General features: G+C 62.8%; 17 protein-coding genes. 10 read left to right on the forward strand and 7 right to left on the reverse strand.

Features of this window, described 5'->3' with window-relative positions; translation table 11 throughout:
- The first annotated feature begins 1 nt into the window (after position 1).
- From idsA3 to WDJ60_RS05785, 4 genes are all read left to right on the forward strand, one after another.
- Positions 2-1036 carry a geranylfarnesyl diphosphate synthase gene (gene idsA3 / locus WDJ60_RS05770; protein WP_340099145.1) on the forward strand — a complete coding sequence of 345 codons (1035 nt, stop codon included), beginning with the start codon at positions 2-4 and terminating at the stop codon, positions 1034-1036.
- A gap of 45 nt (positions 1037-1081) precedes the next feature.
- Positions 1082-2023 (forward strand): ArsA family ATPase, encoded by a 942-nt coding sequence (locus WDJ60_RS05775; protein WP_340099146.1) that lies wholly within the window; start codon positions 1082-1084, stop codon positions 2021-2023.
- A gap of 43 nt (positions 2024-2066) precedes the next feature.
- A complete protein-coding gene (locus WDJ60_RS05780; RefSeq protein WP_340099147.1) occupies positions 2067-2858 on the forward strand; it encodes an enoyl-CoA hydratase/isomerase family protein in 792 nt (263 codons plus the stop codon).
- A gap of 113 nt (positions 2859-2971) precedes the next feature.
- Positions 2972-3481 carry an Lrp/AsnC family transcriptional regulator gene (locus WDJ60_RS05785; RefSeq protein ID WP_340099148.1) on the forward strand — a complete coding sequence of 170 codons (510 nt, stop codon included), beginning with the start codon at positions 2972-2974 and terminating at the stop codon, positions 3479-3481.
- 133 nt (positions 3482-3614) lie between these two features.
- Here WDJ60_RS05785 and WDJ60_RS05790 read toward each other — a convergent pair whose 3' ends face one another.
- Positions 3615-3893, reverse strand: coding sequence for a UPF0058 family protein (locus tag WDJ60_RS05790; protein WP_340099149.1), 279 nt, complete (start codon positions 3891-3893; stop codon positions 3615-3617).
- 89 nt (positions 3894-3982) lie between these two features.
- Positions 3983-4201 (reverse strand): ribbon-helix-helix domain-containing protein, encoded by a 219-nt coding sequence (locus tag WDJ60_RS05795; protein WP_340099150.1) that lies wholly within the window; start codon positions 4199-4201, stop codon positions 3983-3985.
- A gap of 245 nt (positions 4202-4446) precedes the next feature.
- Between WDJ60_RS05795 and WDJ60_RS05800 the strand changes: the two genes are divergently transcribed.
- Together WDJ60_RS05800 and menD are read left to right on the forward strand one after the other, a co-directional pair.
- Positions 4447-5793: an isochorismate synthase gene (locus tag WDJ60_RS05800; protein ID WP_340099151.1), complete on the forward strand. Its 1347-nt coding sequence runs from the start codon at positions 4447-4449 to the stop codon at positions 5791-5793.
- Positions 5790-7538, forward strand: a complete 1749-nt coding sequence (gene menD / locus WDJ60_RS05805) for a 2-succinyl-5-enolpyruvyl-6-hydroxy-3-cyclohexene-1-carboxylic-acid synthase (protein WP_340099152.1) — start codon at positions 5790-5792, stop codon at positions 7536-7538. Before WDJ60_RS05800 ends, menD begins: the two co-directional genes overlap by 4 nt.
- 21 nt (positions 7539-7559) lie before the next feature.
- On the opposite strand, the gene WDJ60_RS05810 is transcribed toward menD, so the two are convergent.
- On the reverse strand, positions 7560-7925 hold the full coding sequence (locus WDJ60_RS05810) for a hypothetical protein (protein ID WP_340099153.1): 366 nt from the start codon (positions 7923-7925) through the stop codon (positions 7560-7562).
- A 148-nt stretch (positions 7926-8073) separates the two neighbouring features.
- Between WDJ60_RS05810 and WDJ60_RS05815 the strand changes: the two genes are divergently transcribed.
- Positions 8074-8310 (forward strand): hypothetical protein, encoded by a 237-nt coding sequence (locus WDJ60_RS05815; protein WP_340099154.1) that lies wholly within the window; start codon positions 8074-8076, stop codon positions 8308-8310.
- 239 nt (positions 8311-8549) lie between these two features.
- Positions 8550-9833, forward strand: coding sequence for a DNA polymerase Y family protein (locus WDJ60_RS05820; RefSeq protein ID WP_340099155.1), 1284 nt, complete (start codon positions 8550-8552; stop codon positions 9831-9833).
- Between the two features lie 239 nt (positions 9834-10072).
- Here the strand turns inward: WDJ60_RS05820 and WDJ60_RS05825 are convergent, their stop codons facing one another.
- From WDJ60_RS05825 to WDJ60_RS05835, 3 genes are all read right to left on the reverse strand, one after another.
- Positions 10073-10420 carry a hypothetical protein gene (locus tag WDJ60_RS05825; protein WP_340099157.1) on the reverse strand — a complete coding sequence of 116 codons (348 nt, stop codon included), beginning with the start codon at positions 10418-10420 and terminating at the stop codon, positions 10073-10075.
- Between the two features lie 54 nt (positions 10421-10474).
- Positions 10475-11053, reverse strand: coding sequence for a DNA-3-methyladenine glycosylase family protein (locus WDJ60_RS05830; protein WP_340099158.1), 579 nt, complete (start codon positions 11051-11053; stop codon positions 10475-10477).
- Between the two features lie 118 nt (positions 11054-11171).
- On the reverse strand, positions 11172-11354 hold the full coding sequence (locus WDJ60_RS05835; protein WP_340099159.1) for a hypothetical protein: 183 nt from the start codon (positions 11352-11354) through the stop codon (positions 11172-11174).
- 143 nt (positions 11355-11497) lie between these two features.
- Between WDJ60_RS05835 and WDJ60_RS05840 the strand changes: the two genes are divergently transcribed.
- Positions 11498-12565 (forward strand): mRNA surveillance protein pelota, encoded by a 1068-nt coding sequence (locus WDJ60_RS05840; RefSeq protein ID WP_340099160.1) that lies wholly within the window; start codon positions 11498-11500, stop codon positions 12563-12565.
- A 114-nt stretch (positions 12566-12679) separates the two neighbouring features.
- Positions 12680-13924, forward strand: a complete 1245-nt coding sequence (locus tag WDJ60_RS05845; protein WP_340099161.1) for a sensor histidine kinase — start codon at positions 12680-12682, stop codon at positions 13922-13924.
- 3 nt (positions 13925-13927) lie between these two features.
- On the opposite strand, the gene WDJ60_RS05850 is transcribed toward WDJ60_RS05845, so the two are convergent.
- Complete coding sequence (locus WDJ60_RS05850; RefSeq protein ID WP_340099162.1) at positions 13928-14701, reverse strand: MBL fold metallo-hydrolase; 774 nt, start codon at positions 14699-14701, stop codon at positions 13928-13930.
- Positions 14702-14721 lie beyond the last annotated feature (20 nt).

Consider the following 14721-nt stretch of genomic DNA (forward strand, 5'->3'; position numbering starts at 1 on the left):
AATGTCGGGACAGCAGGCGGTCGAAGCGGCTATCGCGACGCGACGCGGCGAGATCAACGACGCCCTCGACGAGGGACTCCCACTGCAAGAGCCCGAAGAGCTGTACGAGGCATCTCGCTACCTGCTGGAGGCTGGCGGCAAACGACTCCGCCCGACGATTCTCCTGCTGGTCGCAGAGTCACTCGCCGATATCGAACCCGAAGACGCGGATTACAGTTCGTTTCCCACGGCGGACGACGACCCCATCGACGTGATGGAGGCCGCCACCAGCGTCGAGATTATCCAGTCGTTTACGCTCATTCACGACGACATCATGGACGACGACGACGTCCGGCGCGGCGTCCCCGCCGTTCACCGGGAATACGGCCTCTCGACGGCGATTCTGGCGGGCGATACGCTCTACTCGAAAGCCTTCGAGAAGATGCTCGAAACCGGCGCACGCTCGGAACGGTCCGTCCAGGCCCTTTCTGAGCTGGCGACGACCTGTACGCGGATCTGTGAGGGACAGTCACTCGACATCAGCTTCGAGCGACGCGGTGCCGTCACGCCCGACGAGTACCTGGAGATGGTGGAACTGAAGACGGCGGTTCTGTACGCGGCATCCGCTGCGATTCCGGCGATGCTGCTCGGCTACGAGGAGGCGGTCGATCCGCTGTACGGCTACGGCCTCGACATCGGCCGAGCGTTCCAAATTCAGGACGATCTGCTCGATCTGACCACGCCCACCGAAAAGCTCGGAAAACAGCGCGGGAGCGATCTCGTCGAGAACAAACAGACGCTCATCACCGTCCACGCCCGCCGCAGCGGTGTCGACGTGGACAATCTCGTCGCGGCCGACAGCGTCGAAGACGTCACCGAGGCAGAGATCGACGAGGCAGTCGAGCGGCTCGAAGAGGCCGGGAGCATCCAGTTCGCCCGCGAGCAAGCGGAGGACCTGGTCCAGAGTGGGAAGGACAACCTCCAGACGCTCCCGGACAACGACGCACGGGACCTGCTCGAAGGGATTGCAGACTTCCTCATCGAGCGGACGTACTGATTATTTCTGCGGTGCGCTTTTATCCCTGCTGTCCAACGTGAGCGTATGCCAGCGGTCATTCTCTACGGCGGCAAAGGCGGCGTCGGCAAAACGACGTGTGCGGCTGCGACCGGATGGAGCAGCGCCGACAGCGACCAGGAGACACTCGTCGTCTCGACGGACCCCGCTCACTCGCTGGGTGACGTCTTCGAGACCGACGTAGGAAGTGACCCCACGCAGATCAAACCGTGTCTCTCTGCGGTCGAAGTCGATCCCGGCAAGGGGACAGCACAGTACGAAGCCCTGTTCGAGGCACTGGCCGATGACCTCGGCGGTGCCGGTATCGACCTGGACGAAGCGGGGCTCACAGACCTCTTTCGCTCTGGGCTGGTTCCCGGGAGCGACCAACTGGCCGCACTGACGACACTCGATAGCTACGCCGATGACGACCGGTACGACCGCGTCGTCTTCGACACGGCACCGACAGGCCACACGCTCAGATTGCTCGACCTCCCGCAGGCCGTCGGGACGGGCGTCGAAACGGCACTCTCGGTGCGCGAGCAGGTGTCCCGAAAGACCGACGCCGCGAAGACGATGCTTTTCGGGCCGTACGCAACGATGGGCGGTGACGACGAAGACGACCGGGCGTTTACCGACCTGCTCGACGAGATGGAACGAGTCGCAGCCTTGCTCCGGGACCCGGAACAGACGGAATTTCGCGTCGTCTGCCAACCGGAGCGCCTCGTTCTCGCCGAAACAGAGCGACTGGTCGAACGCCTCCGTGCTGCCGATGTACCGGTCGGGCATCTCGTCGTGAACCGCGTCCTCACCGATGTTAACGAGAATTGCGCTCGGTGTACCGCGCAGCGCGACAGCCAGCAGGACGTGCTGGCAGACATCGAGGCGGCGTTCGAAGAGACCGACATCATCGAACTACCGGACCTGACCGGTCGTGCGAGTGGAACGGCGGTCCTCGACGAGATCGCACCGATGCTTACTGACGCGTGACACCACCCAGCACTTATGCCGGTGTCACCCATCGAGCGGAGACATGAGCGAACTCGTCCGCGTCGACGTTGCCGAGGAGACGGCCACAATCACGCTGAACAATCCCGACGTTCGCAACGCACTCTCCGTCGAGATGTCCGAGCAACTCATCGCGGCCGTCGAGACGGTAGAAGACAGCGACGCGCGGTGTCTCGTCGTCCAGGGCTCGGGTGGGTACTTCTGTGCCGGCGGCGACATCAAGGCGATGGTCGAAGGCGTCTCGACCGACATGGATATCGAAAAACGCGTCGAGGAGTTCGGACTACCCATCAACCGCGCAGTGCAGGCGGTCTACGAGTGTCCGCTCCCGACGATAGCGAAAGTCGACGGTCCCGCGTTCGGTGCCGGCGGCGCACTCGCTATCGCGTGTGACGTGGTGCTGGCGAGCGAGCGGTCGAAGATTAGTTTCGGTTTCCGACAGGTCGGGCTGTCGGTGGACTCCGGGACCTCGTATCTGCTCCCCCGGCAGGTCGGTGAGAACGTCGCCAAAGAACTGGTCTTCACCGGCGAACTCGTCGATAGCGACCGGGGCGCGGAACTCGGCCTGTTCAACCGCGTCTTTCCCGATGAGGTGTTCGAACAGCGCACGCAAGAACTCGTCGACCACATCGCAACTGGCCCGACCGTGGCGTTGCGAGAGTCGAAACGGCTCATCGAGTCCGGAGCGGACCGAACCTTCGCGGAGAGTATCGAGGCAGAAGCCGACAGCCTGCAAGAGACACTCGGAACCGCGGACCACGCGGAAGGGGCACAGTCGTTCGTCGAACAGCGCGACCCTGTCTTCGAAGGGGAGTAGTAGATCTAGATGGATCCCTCCTTAGTGTGGATTCACCCACCCGGTTAAATTAACCCCAATTTACATTTCACCGTAAACCACATGTTGCGTCACACTGAACAGTTGGTAGAAACATGGACGATGCGCCAGATTGGGAATTCAGCGAACGTGACATCTGTATTCTCAAGGAGCTCTCGCGAGACCCGCAGTTGTCCTCGCGAAAACTCGCCGACAGGCTGGAGGAAAAGTACGACATCGACGTGTCACACGTCACTGTCAGCGAATCGGTCCGGAAGATGCGCGAGGAAGGGGTCTTCCGTGACGCGATTCTCATCAACGAGGCGTATTTCAACTTCACGCTCATGGAGTTCAAGTTCGACACCAGCGAGTACGCCGACCGATGGCGAGAGGCGATGGAGTTCATCCGCGATGACGAGCACACGCTGTTTTACTCCCTCTCGACCGGCACGTACCAGTGGAAAACGATCATGATGTTCCCCGGCCGCGAGGCGGAGTCCCGATGGGTCCACGAGTTCTACAAGGAGCACGGCGACGCGATCGATAGCCTCCGCAACCAGGCACTGCACAACGTCTTGAAATTCCGGACCGACCCAGGGCTGCTGGATACGTTGGAAGTAGAGTAGGGCAGCAAAGAGTACTCACCCGGCGAATGCACCGGGACGAACAGATGGCGCACGATGTCGCAGATTTTGACATGGGTTGCACATCGACCGAAGGACGGTATTCGGTCGAATGAGCACTGCTTTTCAAAATCTACTACAGTTTGCGCTCGGCGTCCTCGGCGAGTTCCTTCATTCGCTTGCCGACGCGGCCGGCGTCGGAGAACTCGTCTTCGCTCATCGCGTTTGCGAGCGCATTCCCGAGAACGAACACCGCGTGTTTGTGCTCGCTCTTGGACATGTGGACGTCCGACGGTGTGACGTCGAGTTCCTCGTAGGGGTCGAACAGCGTGCTGTCGACCTGTTCGAGGTTTCTGAAGTACTCCATGATAGTAACCATCTGTTCGTGGAGTTCGAGTAGTTCGTCTTTGTGCATACTACTAGTAATGGTTCGGTTCCGATTTAAGGGTTGTTTGGGAGTCGCTACCAGAATTCGGGGACCGTTGTCTCGCGCCGCGAGCGAGATCAGAAGACGTACTCGTCGTCGTGACCCATCATCCCGTCGTCTTCGAGTCCGCCGGGTTCGTCTTCGTCGTCGCTTGGGCCACTCGTTTTGTACGCCTTCAGCCCTGTCGAAAGGAGGTCCTCGATTGCTTCCTCGCGATTGAGGAACTCGCCCTGTTCGACTAGCTGGGCGATCTGCATCTCGAGATGTTCCGGAATCGTGATCTCTACCTTTGGCATCTCAACGGTGGGTGCTTCGACTGAGGGGTATTTAAACCTGACGGGGGTTGTTCAGAAACGCACAAAATCATCACCTGATTAGCTAAACTGAACTTGGTTCGAGTAGATATTTTCTTCCCAAATATCGTATATCTCTCGATATTCCGATAGAACAGCGGAATCGCGGAGTCCGACCCACCAACTCTGAGGAGAGCAGGCACGGCGTATAGTTAGGCTCAAACGTTGGGAATCCCTAAACGAGGTAGATGGAATCAGTGCGAGCCGACGGACAGGCGGTGCCAGTGTCGGAGGTCACCGGTGTCGTCAAGTCGTGTCCGGTCGAGCGCCCGTCCGTCCGGGCGATGCTCCAAGCCGTCGAGCGACCACGTTTCGCGTGGGGGAACGCTACCACGACACTCGTCGCCGGTGGTGCTGCCGCGACAATCGCTGCAGGCGGCAGAGAGCGATTTGCGGCCGTCAAAGACGCCGCGAACGGACTGTTCGACGACCTGCAGACGCCCGACGGGCTCCACGATGACGCACGGCCCCGCCTGTTCGGTGGCTTTGCGTTTCACGAGAACCACACCGACCCGGGTGGCGACGACATCTGGAGTGGCTATCCAGGAGCCCAGTTCGTTCTCCCGACAATACAGTTGACGATGACCACCGACGGCGCGTGGCTGACAGCCGCTGCGACCGGGGTCGACGCGGCCGACCGCGCCACGGAGACACTCGAGAAGTGGCAGGACCGACTCGTATCGTTGCCCGACCTCGCACCGACTGCCCCGCCGGGTATTACCAGCAGGAACCCCACGCCGTCCAAGAGCGGCTGGCGTGAACAGGTCCTGTCTGCGACCGATCAGGTCGACCGCGGGACGCTCCAGAAGGTCGTGCTCGCGCAGTCGCTGACCCTTTCGCTCGAACGAGACGTGGACGTGCCGGACGCGCTCACTCGGCTCAGTCAGACCTATCCCGGCTGTTTCCGGTTCCTGTTCGAACCGGCCGTCGGGAGTACCTTCTTCGGTGCGACTCCGGAACGGCTGGTGACTCTCGACGGACGGACCGTCCGGACGGAAGCACTCGCCGGTTCGACCGGGCGCGGCGAAACCGCCGCGGAGGACGAGTGGCTCGCCTCTCAACTTCGCGAGAGCGAGAAGGACGTTCACGAGCACGAGCTGGTCGCCGACGCGATTCGCGCCCAGTTGTCGCCCCTCGCCGCAGATATCACGACCGGGAGCCGGACCGTCCGCCAGCTCGACACCGTCCAGCATCTCCAGACGCCGATTCGTGCAGAACTGGCCGCAGACACACACATCCTCTCGCTGGTCGAAGCGTTGCACCCGACCCCGGCTGTCGGTGGACTGCCGCCGGACATCGCGCTCCGAACAATTCGGGAGACGGAAGCGTTCGACCGTGGCTGGTACGCAGCCCCGATCGGGTGGCTCGACGCCGACGGTGACGGGACGTTCGCCGTGGCCATCCGGTCGGCACTGGCCGGCGAGCGCTCCGCGACGCTCTTTGCCGGTGCAGGTATCGTCGCCGACAGCGACCCCGACGAGGAGTGGGACGAACTGCAACTGAAGTACGGTCCGATGCTCGACGAACTGGCATGACCGCGCCCAACCGAAACACGCTGTGGGCGCGGACGCTCGTCGGCGAACTCGCCGCTGCCGGGGTCGACTCGGTCTGTCTCTCACCGGGGAGTCGCTCGACACCGCTGACCGTGGCGTTCGCCGAGCATCCCGACATCGACGTATTCTCACACCTCGACGAACGGTCGAGTGCCTTCTTCGCGCTCGGGCGCGCCCGCCGAACCGGCGACGTGACGGCCGTCGTCTGTACGTCCGGTACTGCAGCGGCGAACTTTCACCCCGCAGTGCTGGAGGCGAGCGAGAGTCGCGTGCCACTTCTGCTGTTGACCGCGGACCGCCCGCCAGAACTGCAGGACAGCGGCGCGAACCAGACAACCCGGCAAGAGCACCTCTACGGCGACGCCGTCCGCTCCTACCGGACGCTCCCGGAGCCGGAAACCGAAGCACGGAAAGTCAGGTCGCTCCGGGTAAGCGCCGCTCGTGCCGTCCGTGATGCAACCGGGACACCGGCCGGACCGGTCCACCTGAACGTCCCGTTTCGGAAACCGCTCGAACCGACCGAGGTGGCCGGTGACATACCCGATGACTTCGAGAGGGACGCGCCGTTGGCGGCGTCTGGCCGCGACGGCCCGTTCGTCACGACGACGACCGGAACGTCGCGACTGGACGGGGTCGATGTAGACCGGTTTGCCACAGCTATCGAGACTGCCGAGCGGGGACTGCTCGTCTGTGGCCCATCGGAGGGACCGGACCCATCTCGGGAGGCGCTCCGAGCCTTCACCGAGGCGACCGGTTTTCCCGTGCTCGCGGACCCGCTTTCGGGCCATCGATTCGGCGAGAACGTCGCGTGGGCGTCGGTCTGTGGCGGGTACGACTCCTATCTCGCCGGCGTCGACTGGCCCGACCCCGACATCGTCGTTCGAACCGGATTCTCGCCGACGTCGAAGGTACTCCGGCAGTATCTCCGCGACGCGGACACGCGCCAACTCGTCGTCGATCCCGCCGGTGACTGGCCGGAAGCGGAGTTCACCGCAACGGACCACGTCGTCGCCGACCCGACGGCGGTTCTCTCTGACCTGGCAGCAACCGTCGACACAGACGGCAACCCGGGGTGGCGCGAGCGCTTCGAACGCGCGGAGGCGCGCTACTGGGACCTCGTCGAGGACGCCTGCGACGAGGAGTACTTCGAAGGGGCAGTCCTCCACGACGTGGCCGCGCACTGCCCGGACCCGACGACGCTGTTCGTCTCCAACAGCATGCCGGTCCGGGACCTCGACCGGTTCGGGCGGCCACAGACGGCAGCGATTTCGGCGTTCGGCAATCGCGGAGTCAGCGGCATCGACGGCGTCACCTCGACCGCACTGGGTGCGGGCAGCGCCACCGATGACCCGCTCGTGCTCGTCACCGGCGACATCGCCTACTACCACGACATGAACGGGTTGCTCGCGCTCGGCCGATGTGGCGTCGACGCAACTATCGTCCTCATCAACAACGACGGTGGCGGCATCTTCCACATCCTCCCTATCGAAGCGTTCGACCCGCCGTTCACCGAGCAGTTCAAAACGCCACACGGGCTCGACTTCGAAGCGACCGAGGACCTCTACGACCTCTCGTTCGAACGCGTTGACGGACGCGCCGAGTTCCTCGAGATATTCGACTCGTCGGTCGGCGACGGCAGTACGACCGTCATCGAACTCCAAACAGATGCCGACGCGAGCCACCGAATCCGGGAGCGACTCCACGAGCGCGTCTGCGAGGAGTTGTAAGAGCGAGGAAAAGAGCGCAAGTCAGGATTCGGATGCTTCTACGTCGTCGCCCAGCCGTGCATCGACGACACGATCCTCGTCGGGATCGATGAGTAGCCACACCTCGTCGTCGGCCATCTCCGCACGCGCCCGAGCGCGGAACTCGTCTTCGACGCTCGCCAGCGGGTCGCGCACGTCGTCGTCGGAGAGCGGTTTCTCGATGCGCAGAAGGAACTCTCGCGAGACGGGTTTGTCGACGCTGTCCTCGATGCCGTTCTTCTCGGAGTCGAGATACCCACACTCGGGACAGGCCCACCCGGAGACGACCTGCTGCAGTTCGGTCACGTAGATGACTTGCAGCGGGTGCTCACAGTCTGGACACGGCCTGTCGCTTTGCTCTATTGTCATTGGCGGCGCCGTTGTCGAGTCGATGGCTGCCACTGTCTCGAAAGTATCGCATCGGCTCTTGTGTCTGCTCAGCGTCTGACGGAGAGTTAAGAGCCAGAACTGGCAACTGTGTGGTAACACATCACAGCGAGTGATGGGAGGAACACAGATGGGAGTTCACAACCGGACACATCAGGGACAGCTACTGGCGAGCCAGCGACGGTCCGAATCGACGAACGATCAGCCGTCATGCGGATTCTGCGGCGGAGATGTCGCCGCCGATGGGGGCGGTGAACGGGTCGAGCACGTACTTCCGGCCGACGGCGGCCGTGACGACCGGACCGAGCAATACTGCAGTCCGAGTTGTTTCGTGCGGCAGATGGAGCGCGTCGCGAGTATCGAGTGAGCTTCGGGCGTCTCACGTTTCGGAAATCGCCGCAACGATTAAGTATGGTAGGCAATAACACTCACATGAAGCCCTGGTGAGCGGGGCTTCCGGCGGGAATGACCGCCGACCGTTACGGTCAATTGGCACCGCAGTCCAGGAAACGCGCCCGGTGTATGTCCGGCCGGCTACACCGCGGCACTTTTGCGGTCGATTCTTTCGAGAGAACCGTTTAACACGGCCCAGCCCCAGCCATCGGTATGGGGCGGCACGGGACGTTGCCGGTCGCTATCGAGGAGCGCGAGCGAGTGGTCTGTCACGTCGACATGGACTGTTTTTACGCCGCTTGTGAGCGCCTCCGCGAGCCGCCACTGCGGGGCGAACCGCTTGTCGTCGGGATGGGCTACGAGGCCGACGAGCCCCACGGTGCCGTCGCCACGGCTAGCTACGAGGCCCGCGAGTTCGGCGTCGAGTCAGCGCAGGCGATCTCCGAGGCGCTCGAGAAGCTCCCCCGAAAGGTCGAAGCAGCAAAAGACCCCGACCTCGCTGTCGAGGAAGCGGGCTTCTATCGCCCGGTCGACCTGGACTTCTACAAATCCGTCGCCGCGGAGGTAAAGGAGATTCTCCACGACGAGGCCGACCGGGTCAGAGAGGTCAGCATCGACGAGGCCTACCTGGACGTGACCGACCGCATCGACTGGGACGAGGACCTGCATTCGTTCGGCCACTCGCTCAAATCGCGCATTGACGAGGAGGTCGGCGTCACTGCCAGTATCGGCATCGCCCCTGCGATGACCAGCGACCACGACAAACCGGACGGACTTGTCGTCGTGGAACCCGGCGATGTCCGGGAGTTCCTGGCACCACTGCCGGTCGAAGAAGTCCACGGCGTCGGCCCGGTCACGGCGAACGAGTTCCGGGAGATGGGTATCGAGACGGCCGGTGACCTCGCTGGCGCGGACGCGGCGCGTATCGAGGAGCGATTCGGCGAGCGCGGACTGGAGGTCCATCGGTTCGCTCGCGGCGAGGACAGCCGACCCGTCGAACCGAAGGGGAAGCCGAAGAGTCTCAACCGCGAATCCGCGTTCACCGACCCGACTGCAGAGACGGAGACGAAGCGCGAGCGGGTCCGCGCGCTTGCGGGCGATGTCGCAGAGCGAGCCCAGCAGGAGGGAGCACTCTACCAGACCATCGGAATCAAAGTCGTGACGCCACCGTTCGACGTACACACCCGCGCTCGATCGCTGCCGGGACCGGTCGAAGACGCCGCCCTCGTCGAAGAGGTCGCACTGGAGTTGTTGACGGAGTTCGCCGACGACCGCGTCCGCAAGCTCGGTGTTCGCGTCTCGAATCTCCAGTTCACCGAGGAAGACCAGTCGAGTCTCGACGGCTGGGAAAACAACACAGGTGAGAGTGGTGGCGACGACACCGACGACACCAATGAAAACCCCGGGGCACCCGACGAGACGGACTCTGTGGACGCTTCCGGTAGCCACCAGTCGAGGAATACCGACGGGCAACAGTCGCTGTGGGATTTCGAGTAGTCCGGCCGAACACGTCGGTCACACTGAACTCGCGTATCGGAGGTGTCTTGTAGCAACGCCGGAAAGAGTCAGGTAGACGGCACGGTCAGCCGGTACCTTTCAGCCCGCGTTTCGACGTGTGGTGATTGCCGGCTGACCTACACCGTCTCTTCAATAACCGCGAGCAGCAGCTATCGTTGTCTGTGTAGGATACTATCCGGTCAGCGGCGGGTACGGCCGTCAGTTTGCCAGACGCAGTTTCAATCCAGCCCGCTTTCGAGATTGTTCAAGAGTTTGCCGACCAGCAGACCCAGTCGCGGAGAAATGTCGTCGTCAGCCGGTGTTTCCGCGGGTTGGGCTGCGAGCGTCTCGACGAACCGCTCGGAGTGGGTCATCGCTCGCAGCATGTCCACGACGTCGACGGTCAGTCCTTCGTCGGAGGTGTCCATCTCCGGATGACGCTCGCGTTCCTCGTCGGAGTAGACGATAGTCCAGGACGGACCGCCGACAGTGGCGACAGCGTCGTCGACGGTACCGACTTCCAGTGGGCCATCGGCCGTCCCGACGTAAATCGTGCCGTCTTCGACGGTAGTTTCGTAGCGAGCCATGCCAGTCAGCACCGTGAGAAACGTGTTCGATGGCGAGGGACTAAACTGCGGGGGTCACCCGTCGGTAGCCCGCCAGAGATACAGCGACGCGTACGACCGGTACGGCCGCCACTCGTTCGCTCGCTCGCGCATCTCCGCCCGCGTAAGGTCAGCATCGACGACAGCCTGCATCCCCTGTCGAATGCCGAGGTCCTCGACGGGGAACACGTCCGGGCGACCCAGACAAAAGAGGAGGAACATCTTCGCGGTCCAGAGGCCGACACCGTGGATGTCGGTAAGTTCGGCGATGACCGCATCGTCGGAGTGATCGGCGAAGTACGCGCGGTCGTACTCGCGCTCGGCAAAGTGGTCGGCGACTGCCTTCACGTACTCGACTTTCGCCGCCGACAATCCGGCCTCCCGAAGGACGTCGGCGTCTGCAGCGCGAACGGTGGCTGGTGTGACATCGACGCGCTCGAACAGGCGCTCCCGAATCGCCGCTGCAGCGTCCATCGACACCTGCTGGCGGATGATGGAAACGACAAAGCGCTCGAAGATGTCGTCTGCCGGAGACAGGTCGAGCGGGCCGTGTTGCTCGACGAGCGGTGCGAGCGCGGGGTCAGTTCGCAAGTGGGCAACAGCCTCGCGGGACACGGCAGTCGCTACCGGGGCAGGCAGTTTGAGAACGTCGGTTCGAACCCGGGGACCGGGCACGCGATGGAGGGCCGAAGTGGCCGGGGAAGTCAGGGGGACACGTTCAGGGGACAGTGCGTCAGCAGGGAACTACGCTGGCCACCAGGGCAGTGTGGGGTGTCGAGAGTCCCCCGACAGGACGACTGGGGTCCCAGTCGGGGTCGAACCAGCTACCTCCGTCGGCGCGGGTTGGCTCCGTCGACGGCGATAGCGATGGCGCCAGTGCGATGGCAACCAGCCATCCGCGGGGGAGTCCGTCCATCGCAGTTTGACGTAGAACACTGTACATAAAGAGACCCAACGAGCAGTTTCTGGACGGACGAATCTGGGAAAGTTTTATATATTATGTTCAGATCCAGAGCCGCGACCAGTAGCCACTTATCCGGGAAGCGCGGAGACCGGCGCATGCGCATAGCCGACCGGCAGACCGTCGAGGGCGGTCGCGAGCGGGTGACGCTCGTCCCCGAGAGCCTCGACGACCTCTGGCATCTCTCGCACGTCATCGAGCCGGGCGACCGCGTCGCCGGCGACACCACGCGCCGTATCCAGCGCAACGACGACCAGCTCCGAGACACGGGCGGGGAGCGCGAGCACCTCTGGCTCGCGCTCGACGTCGAAGACGTGGAGTTCGCGAAGTTCGCGAACCGACTCCGCGTCGGCGGGACCATCACCGACTGCTCGCGCGAGGACCAGCTCGGCCTTCACCACACTATCAACGTCGAGGAGCGCGAGGAGCTCACCGTCGAAAAAAACTGGAAACCGGACCAGATGGAACGAATCGAGGACGCCGTCGAAGCGACGGAGAACGCAGACGTGGCCATCGCCACCGTCGAAGAGGGCGAAGCCCACGTACACACCGTCGCTCAGTACGGCGTCGAAGAGCGCGCGACGATTACCGCACCGACAGGCAAGGGCGACTACGCCCGCCCGCGTTCGGAACTCTTCGCCGAGCTGACTGACGTACTCAAACGCCTCGACGTGGAGGCGATTATCCTCGCCGGCCCCGGGTTCACCAAACAGGATGCCCTCGACTACATCGAGGAGCACACACAGGAATTGAGCGAGAAGATTACGACCGTCGACACGAGCAGCGTCGGTGACCGCGGTGTCCACGAAGTGCTCAAACGCGGCGCGGTCGACGAAGTCCAAAAGGAGACCCGCATCGCCGAGGAGTCCGAACTCATCGACGAACTCACCGAGCGTATCGCCGAGGGGGCGAAGGTGGCCTACGGTCCCGAGCAGGTGGCGAAGGCGGCCGACTACGGGGCTATCGAACAGTTACTCGTTCTCGACGACAGACTCCGGGAAGAACGCGGCGGGGACGGCGACTGGGATATCGATGTCGACCGCGTCATCGAAACGGCCGAACAGAAAGGCGGCGAAATCACCGTCTTCTCCGGGGAGTTCGCCCCGGGCCAGCAACTCCGGAATCTCGGCGGCATAGCGGCCCTGTTGCGCTACAGATTGGAGTGAATCCGTCGCCGGACTGTCCGCGGTGCCAGTTCGAATATCGACAGCCGAAGTCGGCGAAACGATTTTTACTGCTGCCACCTTCCATTCGCCAGTTGGGTTTCGAACGGATATATAATGTCATCTGATGAACAGTCTAGCGGGAGGCAGGACAATCCCGAAACCGCCCGGACAGTCGGGCAACTTGTCAAGTACAGCAGGGAGGTAAATCAGAGTAAGACGGTCGACGAGGTCGGGACCTACGCACTGGAAGCAACCGTTCACGTAATGGACGGACACCCGTCACCGACGGTGACGGAGGTCCACCAGGGGGAGCTCCGCGTTCTCGAGAGCATGTCACCGCAACTGGAGTCAGGCAGTGAGGCCGCCGCTATTGCACGGCATACCTACGAGACCGGGCAGACAGTCATCCTGCCGGGTGCATCGACGAGCGTCAATTACACGACCGAGGATACGGTCGTCGTCAGCGCTGTCGACTTCGGTATCGACGAACCCACCGACGACCTGACTATCGCCGCCCCCAGCGTCTACAGCGACGAGATGGGTGAGATTGGTACCATCATGACCGCACGATGGAGCACGCTCGCCAGCGTCGAGGAACACCACGTCAAGCCACTGGAGTACCTGGCCGATCACGTCGCGACGGCGCTCAACAACATCCGGTCGCGCGAGCGACTCGAACGGGCGCGCAACGACCTCGAGAAGCGAAAGGAGATGATAGAGGTCTACGACCGCCTGCTCCGCCACGACCTCGGCAACGACCTGCAGGTCATCTCCGGGTTTTCAGACGCGCTACTCAATCTGGTCGATGACGACGACCGAACCACCGAGTACGCCGAGAAAATTCACCGGACAGCAAACGAGGCGGCAGACCTGGTCGACCGGGTCGGTGACCTCGTCAAGACGCTCGAACAGGACGGCGAACTGCAGTCGCGGGCTCTCGAACCAATCCTCTCCGATGTGGTCGACACCGTCGACACGAAGTTCGAACACCTCTCCATCGAATACGACCCCGCCGACTTCGACTACCAGGTCTTCGCTGGCGACCTCTTAGATTCGATTTTCACGAACATCCTCTCGAACGCCGCGGTCCACAACGACGACGAGATCACCGTCGAAGTGTACGCCGAAGAACCGACGCCGGACACGGTCGTCGTCGGATTCGCCGACGACGGGAAAGGAATCGCCGAGGAAGTGCGGGACGAAATCTTCCAGATGGGGAAAAAAGGCCCCGAGAGCGAGGGGACGGGCCTCGGAATGGGGTTGACCCGCGCTCTGACGGAGTCGTACGGCGGGACGGTCGATGTCCGCGACAGCGACCAGGGCGGTGCGGACTTCCGCGTCAGGCTCGACCGGGCCTGACGGTCAGTTCTCCGAAACGTCGACAGAGAGTTCGTCGCGTGCGATGCGAACGTCGCCATCGTAGTAATTGCCCAGTGAGGAGAGCATCTCCTCGTGTTTGCCGTCGGTGTGCGGGTAGAGGTGAGTCAGGTAGACACGGCCGAGAGCGGCGTCGGCCTCGTCCAGTGTCCGTCCCAATTGCTCCGGTGTCGGATGGTTCGACACGTCGACTTCGTCGGGGAACGAGCAGTCGTGGACGAAGACCGCAGAGCCGTCAGCGAACTCGACGAGGTCCGCAAACGCCTCGCTGTCGGCGCTGAACGTGATAGGGCCTGCCTCGTCCGGCGACTCGAAGCGGTAGGCCAGACAGTACATCGAGTGACGCGTCTCCATGGCGGCTACCTCGAAGCCCGCAATTTCGTGTGGGTCCGACTGCGGTGTGGGTTCGATGTCGCGGACTGTGAGGTCGAGTCGGTCCTGCATGTACTCGTGGGCATCGAGCAATTTTGTGACCAGCGATTCGGTTCCGTCGGGACCGAGAACGGTCAGTTCCGTTTCGCCGGCCAGCCAGCGTGCCTTCATTAGCGGCATCAGGTCTGAGACGTGGTCGAGGTGGTGGTGTGTCAACAGAATGGTATCGGCGCCCTCGTAGCCCGTCTGCGTCCGCGCGAGGCCGTGGAGTGCGCCACTGCCACAGTCGATCATGAGCGTCTTATCGGCAGTCTCCAGCAAGAGACCAGTCTGGAATCGCTCACCGGTTGGCATCGCGCTCCCCGTCCCGAGAAACGTGAGTCGCATATCTGGCCACAGGTGGGTGT

The organism is Salinibaculum salinum (assembly GCF_037645885.1).
GTDB classification, from domain to species: domain Archaea; phylum Halobacteriota; class Halobacteria; order Halobacteriales; family Haloarculaceae; genus Salinibaculum; species Salinibaculum salinum.

What these genes read in the sequence shown, in the direction of transcription:
- idsA3 (WP_340099145.1), top strand. Translation starts at nt 2, where the DNA reads ATGTCGGGACAGCAGGCGGTCGAAGCGGCTATCGCGACGCGACGCGGC.
- WDJ60_RS05775 (WP_340099146.1), top strand. Translation starts at nt 1,082, where the DNA reads ATGCCAGCGGTCATTCTCTACGGCGGCAAAGGCGGCGTCGGCAAAACG.
- WDJ60_RS05780 (WP_340099147.1), top strand. Translation starts at nt 2,067, where the DNA reads ATGAGCGAACTCGTCCGCGTCGACGTTGCCGAGGAGACGGCCACAATC.
- WDJ60_RS05785 (WP_340099148.1), top strand. Translation starts at nt 2,972, where the DNA reads ATGGACGATGCGCCAGATTGGGAATTCAGCGAACGTGACATCTGTATT.
- WDJ60_RS05790 (WP_340099149.1), bottom strand. Translation starts at nt 3,893, where the DNA reads ATGCACAAAGACGAACTACTCGAACTCCACGAACAGATGGTTACTATC.
- WDJ60_RS05795 (WP_340099150.1), bottom strand. Translation starts at nt 4,201, where the DNA reads ATGCCAAAGGTAGAGATCACGATTCCGGAACATCTCGAGATGCAGATC.
- WDJ60_RS05800 (WP_340099151.1), top strand. Translation starts at nt 4,447, where the DNA reads ATGGAATCAGTGCGAGCCGACGGACAGGCGGTGCCAGTGTCGGAGGTC.
- menD (WP_340099152.1), top strand. Translation starts at nt 5,790, where the DNA reads ATGACCGCGCCCAACCGAAACACGCTGTGGGCGCGGACGCTCGTCGGC.
- WDJ60_RS05810 (WP_340099153.1), bottom strand. Translation starts at nt 7,925, where the DNA reads ATGACAATAGAGCAAAGCGACAGGCCGTGTCCAGACTGTGAGCACCCG.
- WDJ60_RS05815 (WP_340099154.1), top strand. Translation starts at nt 8,074, where the DNA reads ATGGGAGTTCACAACCGGACACATCAGGGACAGCTACTGGCGAGCCAG.
- WDJ60_RS05820 (WP_340099155.1), top strand. Translation starts at nt 8,550, where the DNA reads ATGGGGCGGCACGGGACGTTGCCGGTCGCTATCGAGGAGCGCGAGCGA.
- WDJ60_RS05825 (WP_340099157.1), bottom strand. Translation starts at nt 10,420, where the DNA reads ATGGCTCGCTACGAAACTACCGTCGAAGACGGCACGATTTACGTCGGG.
- WDJ60_RS05835 (WP_340099159.1), bottom strand. Translation starts at nt 11,354, where the DNA reads ATGGACGGACTCCCCCGCGGATGGCTGGTTGCCATCGCACTGGCGCCA.
- WDJ60_RS05840 (WP_340099160.1), top strand. Translation starts at nt 11,498, where the DNA reads ATGCGCATAGCCGACCGGCAGACCGTCGAGGGCGGTCGCGAGCGGGTG.
- WDJ60_RS05845 (WP_340099161.1), top strand. Translation starts at nt 12,680, where the DNA reads ATGTCATCTGATGAACAGTCTAGCGGGAGGCAGGACAATCCCGAAACC.
- WDJ60_RS05850 (WP_340099162.1), bottom strand. Translation starts at nt 14,701, where the DNA reads ATGCGACTCACGTTTCTCGGGACGGGGAGCGCGATGCCAACCGGTGAG.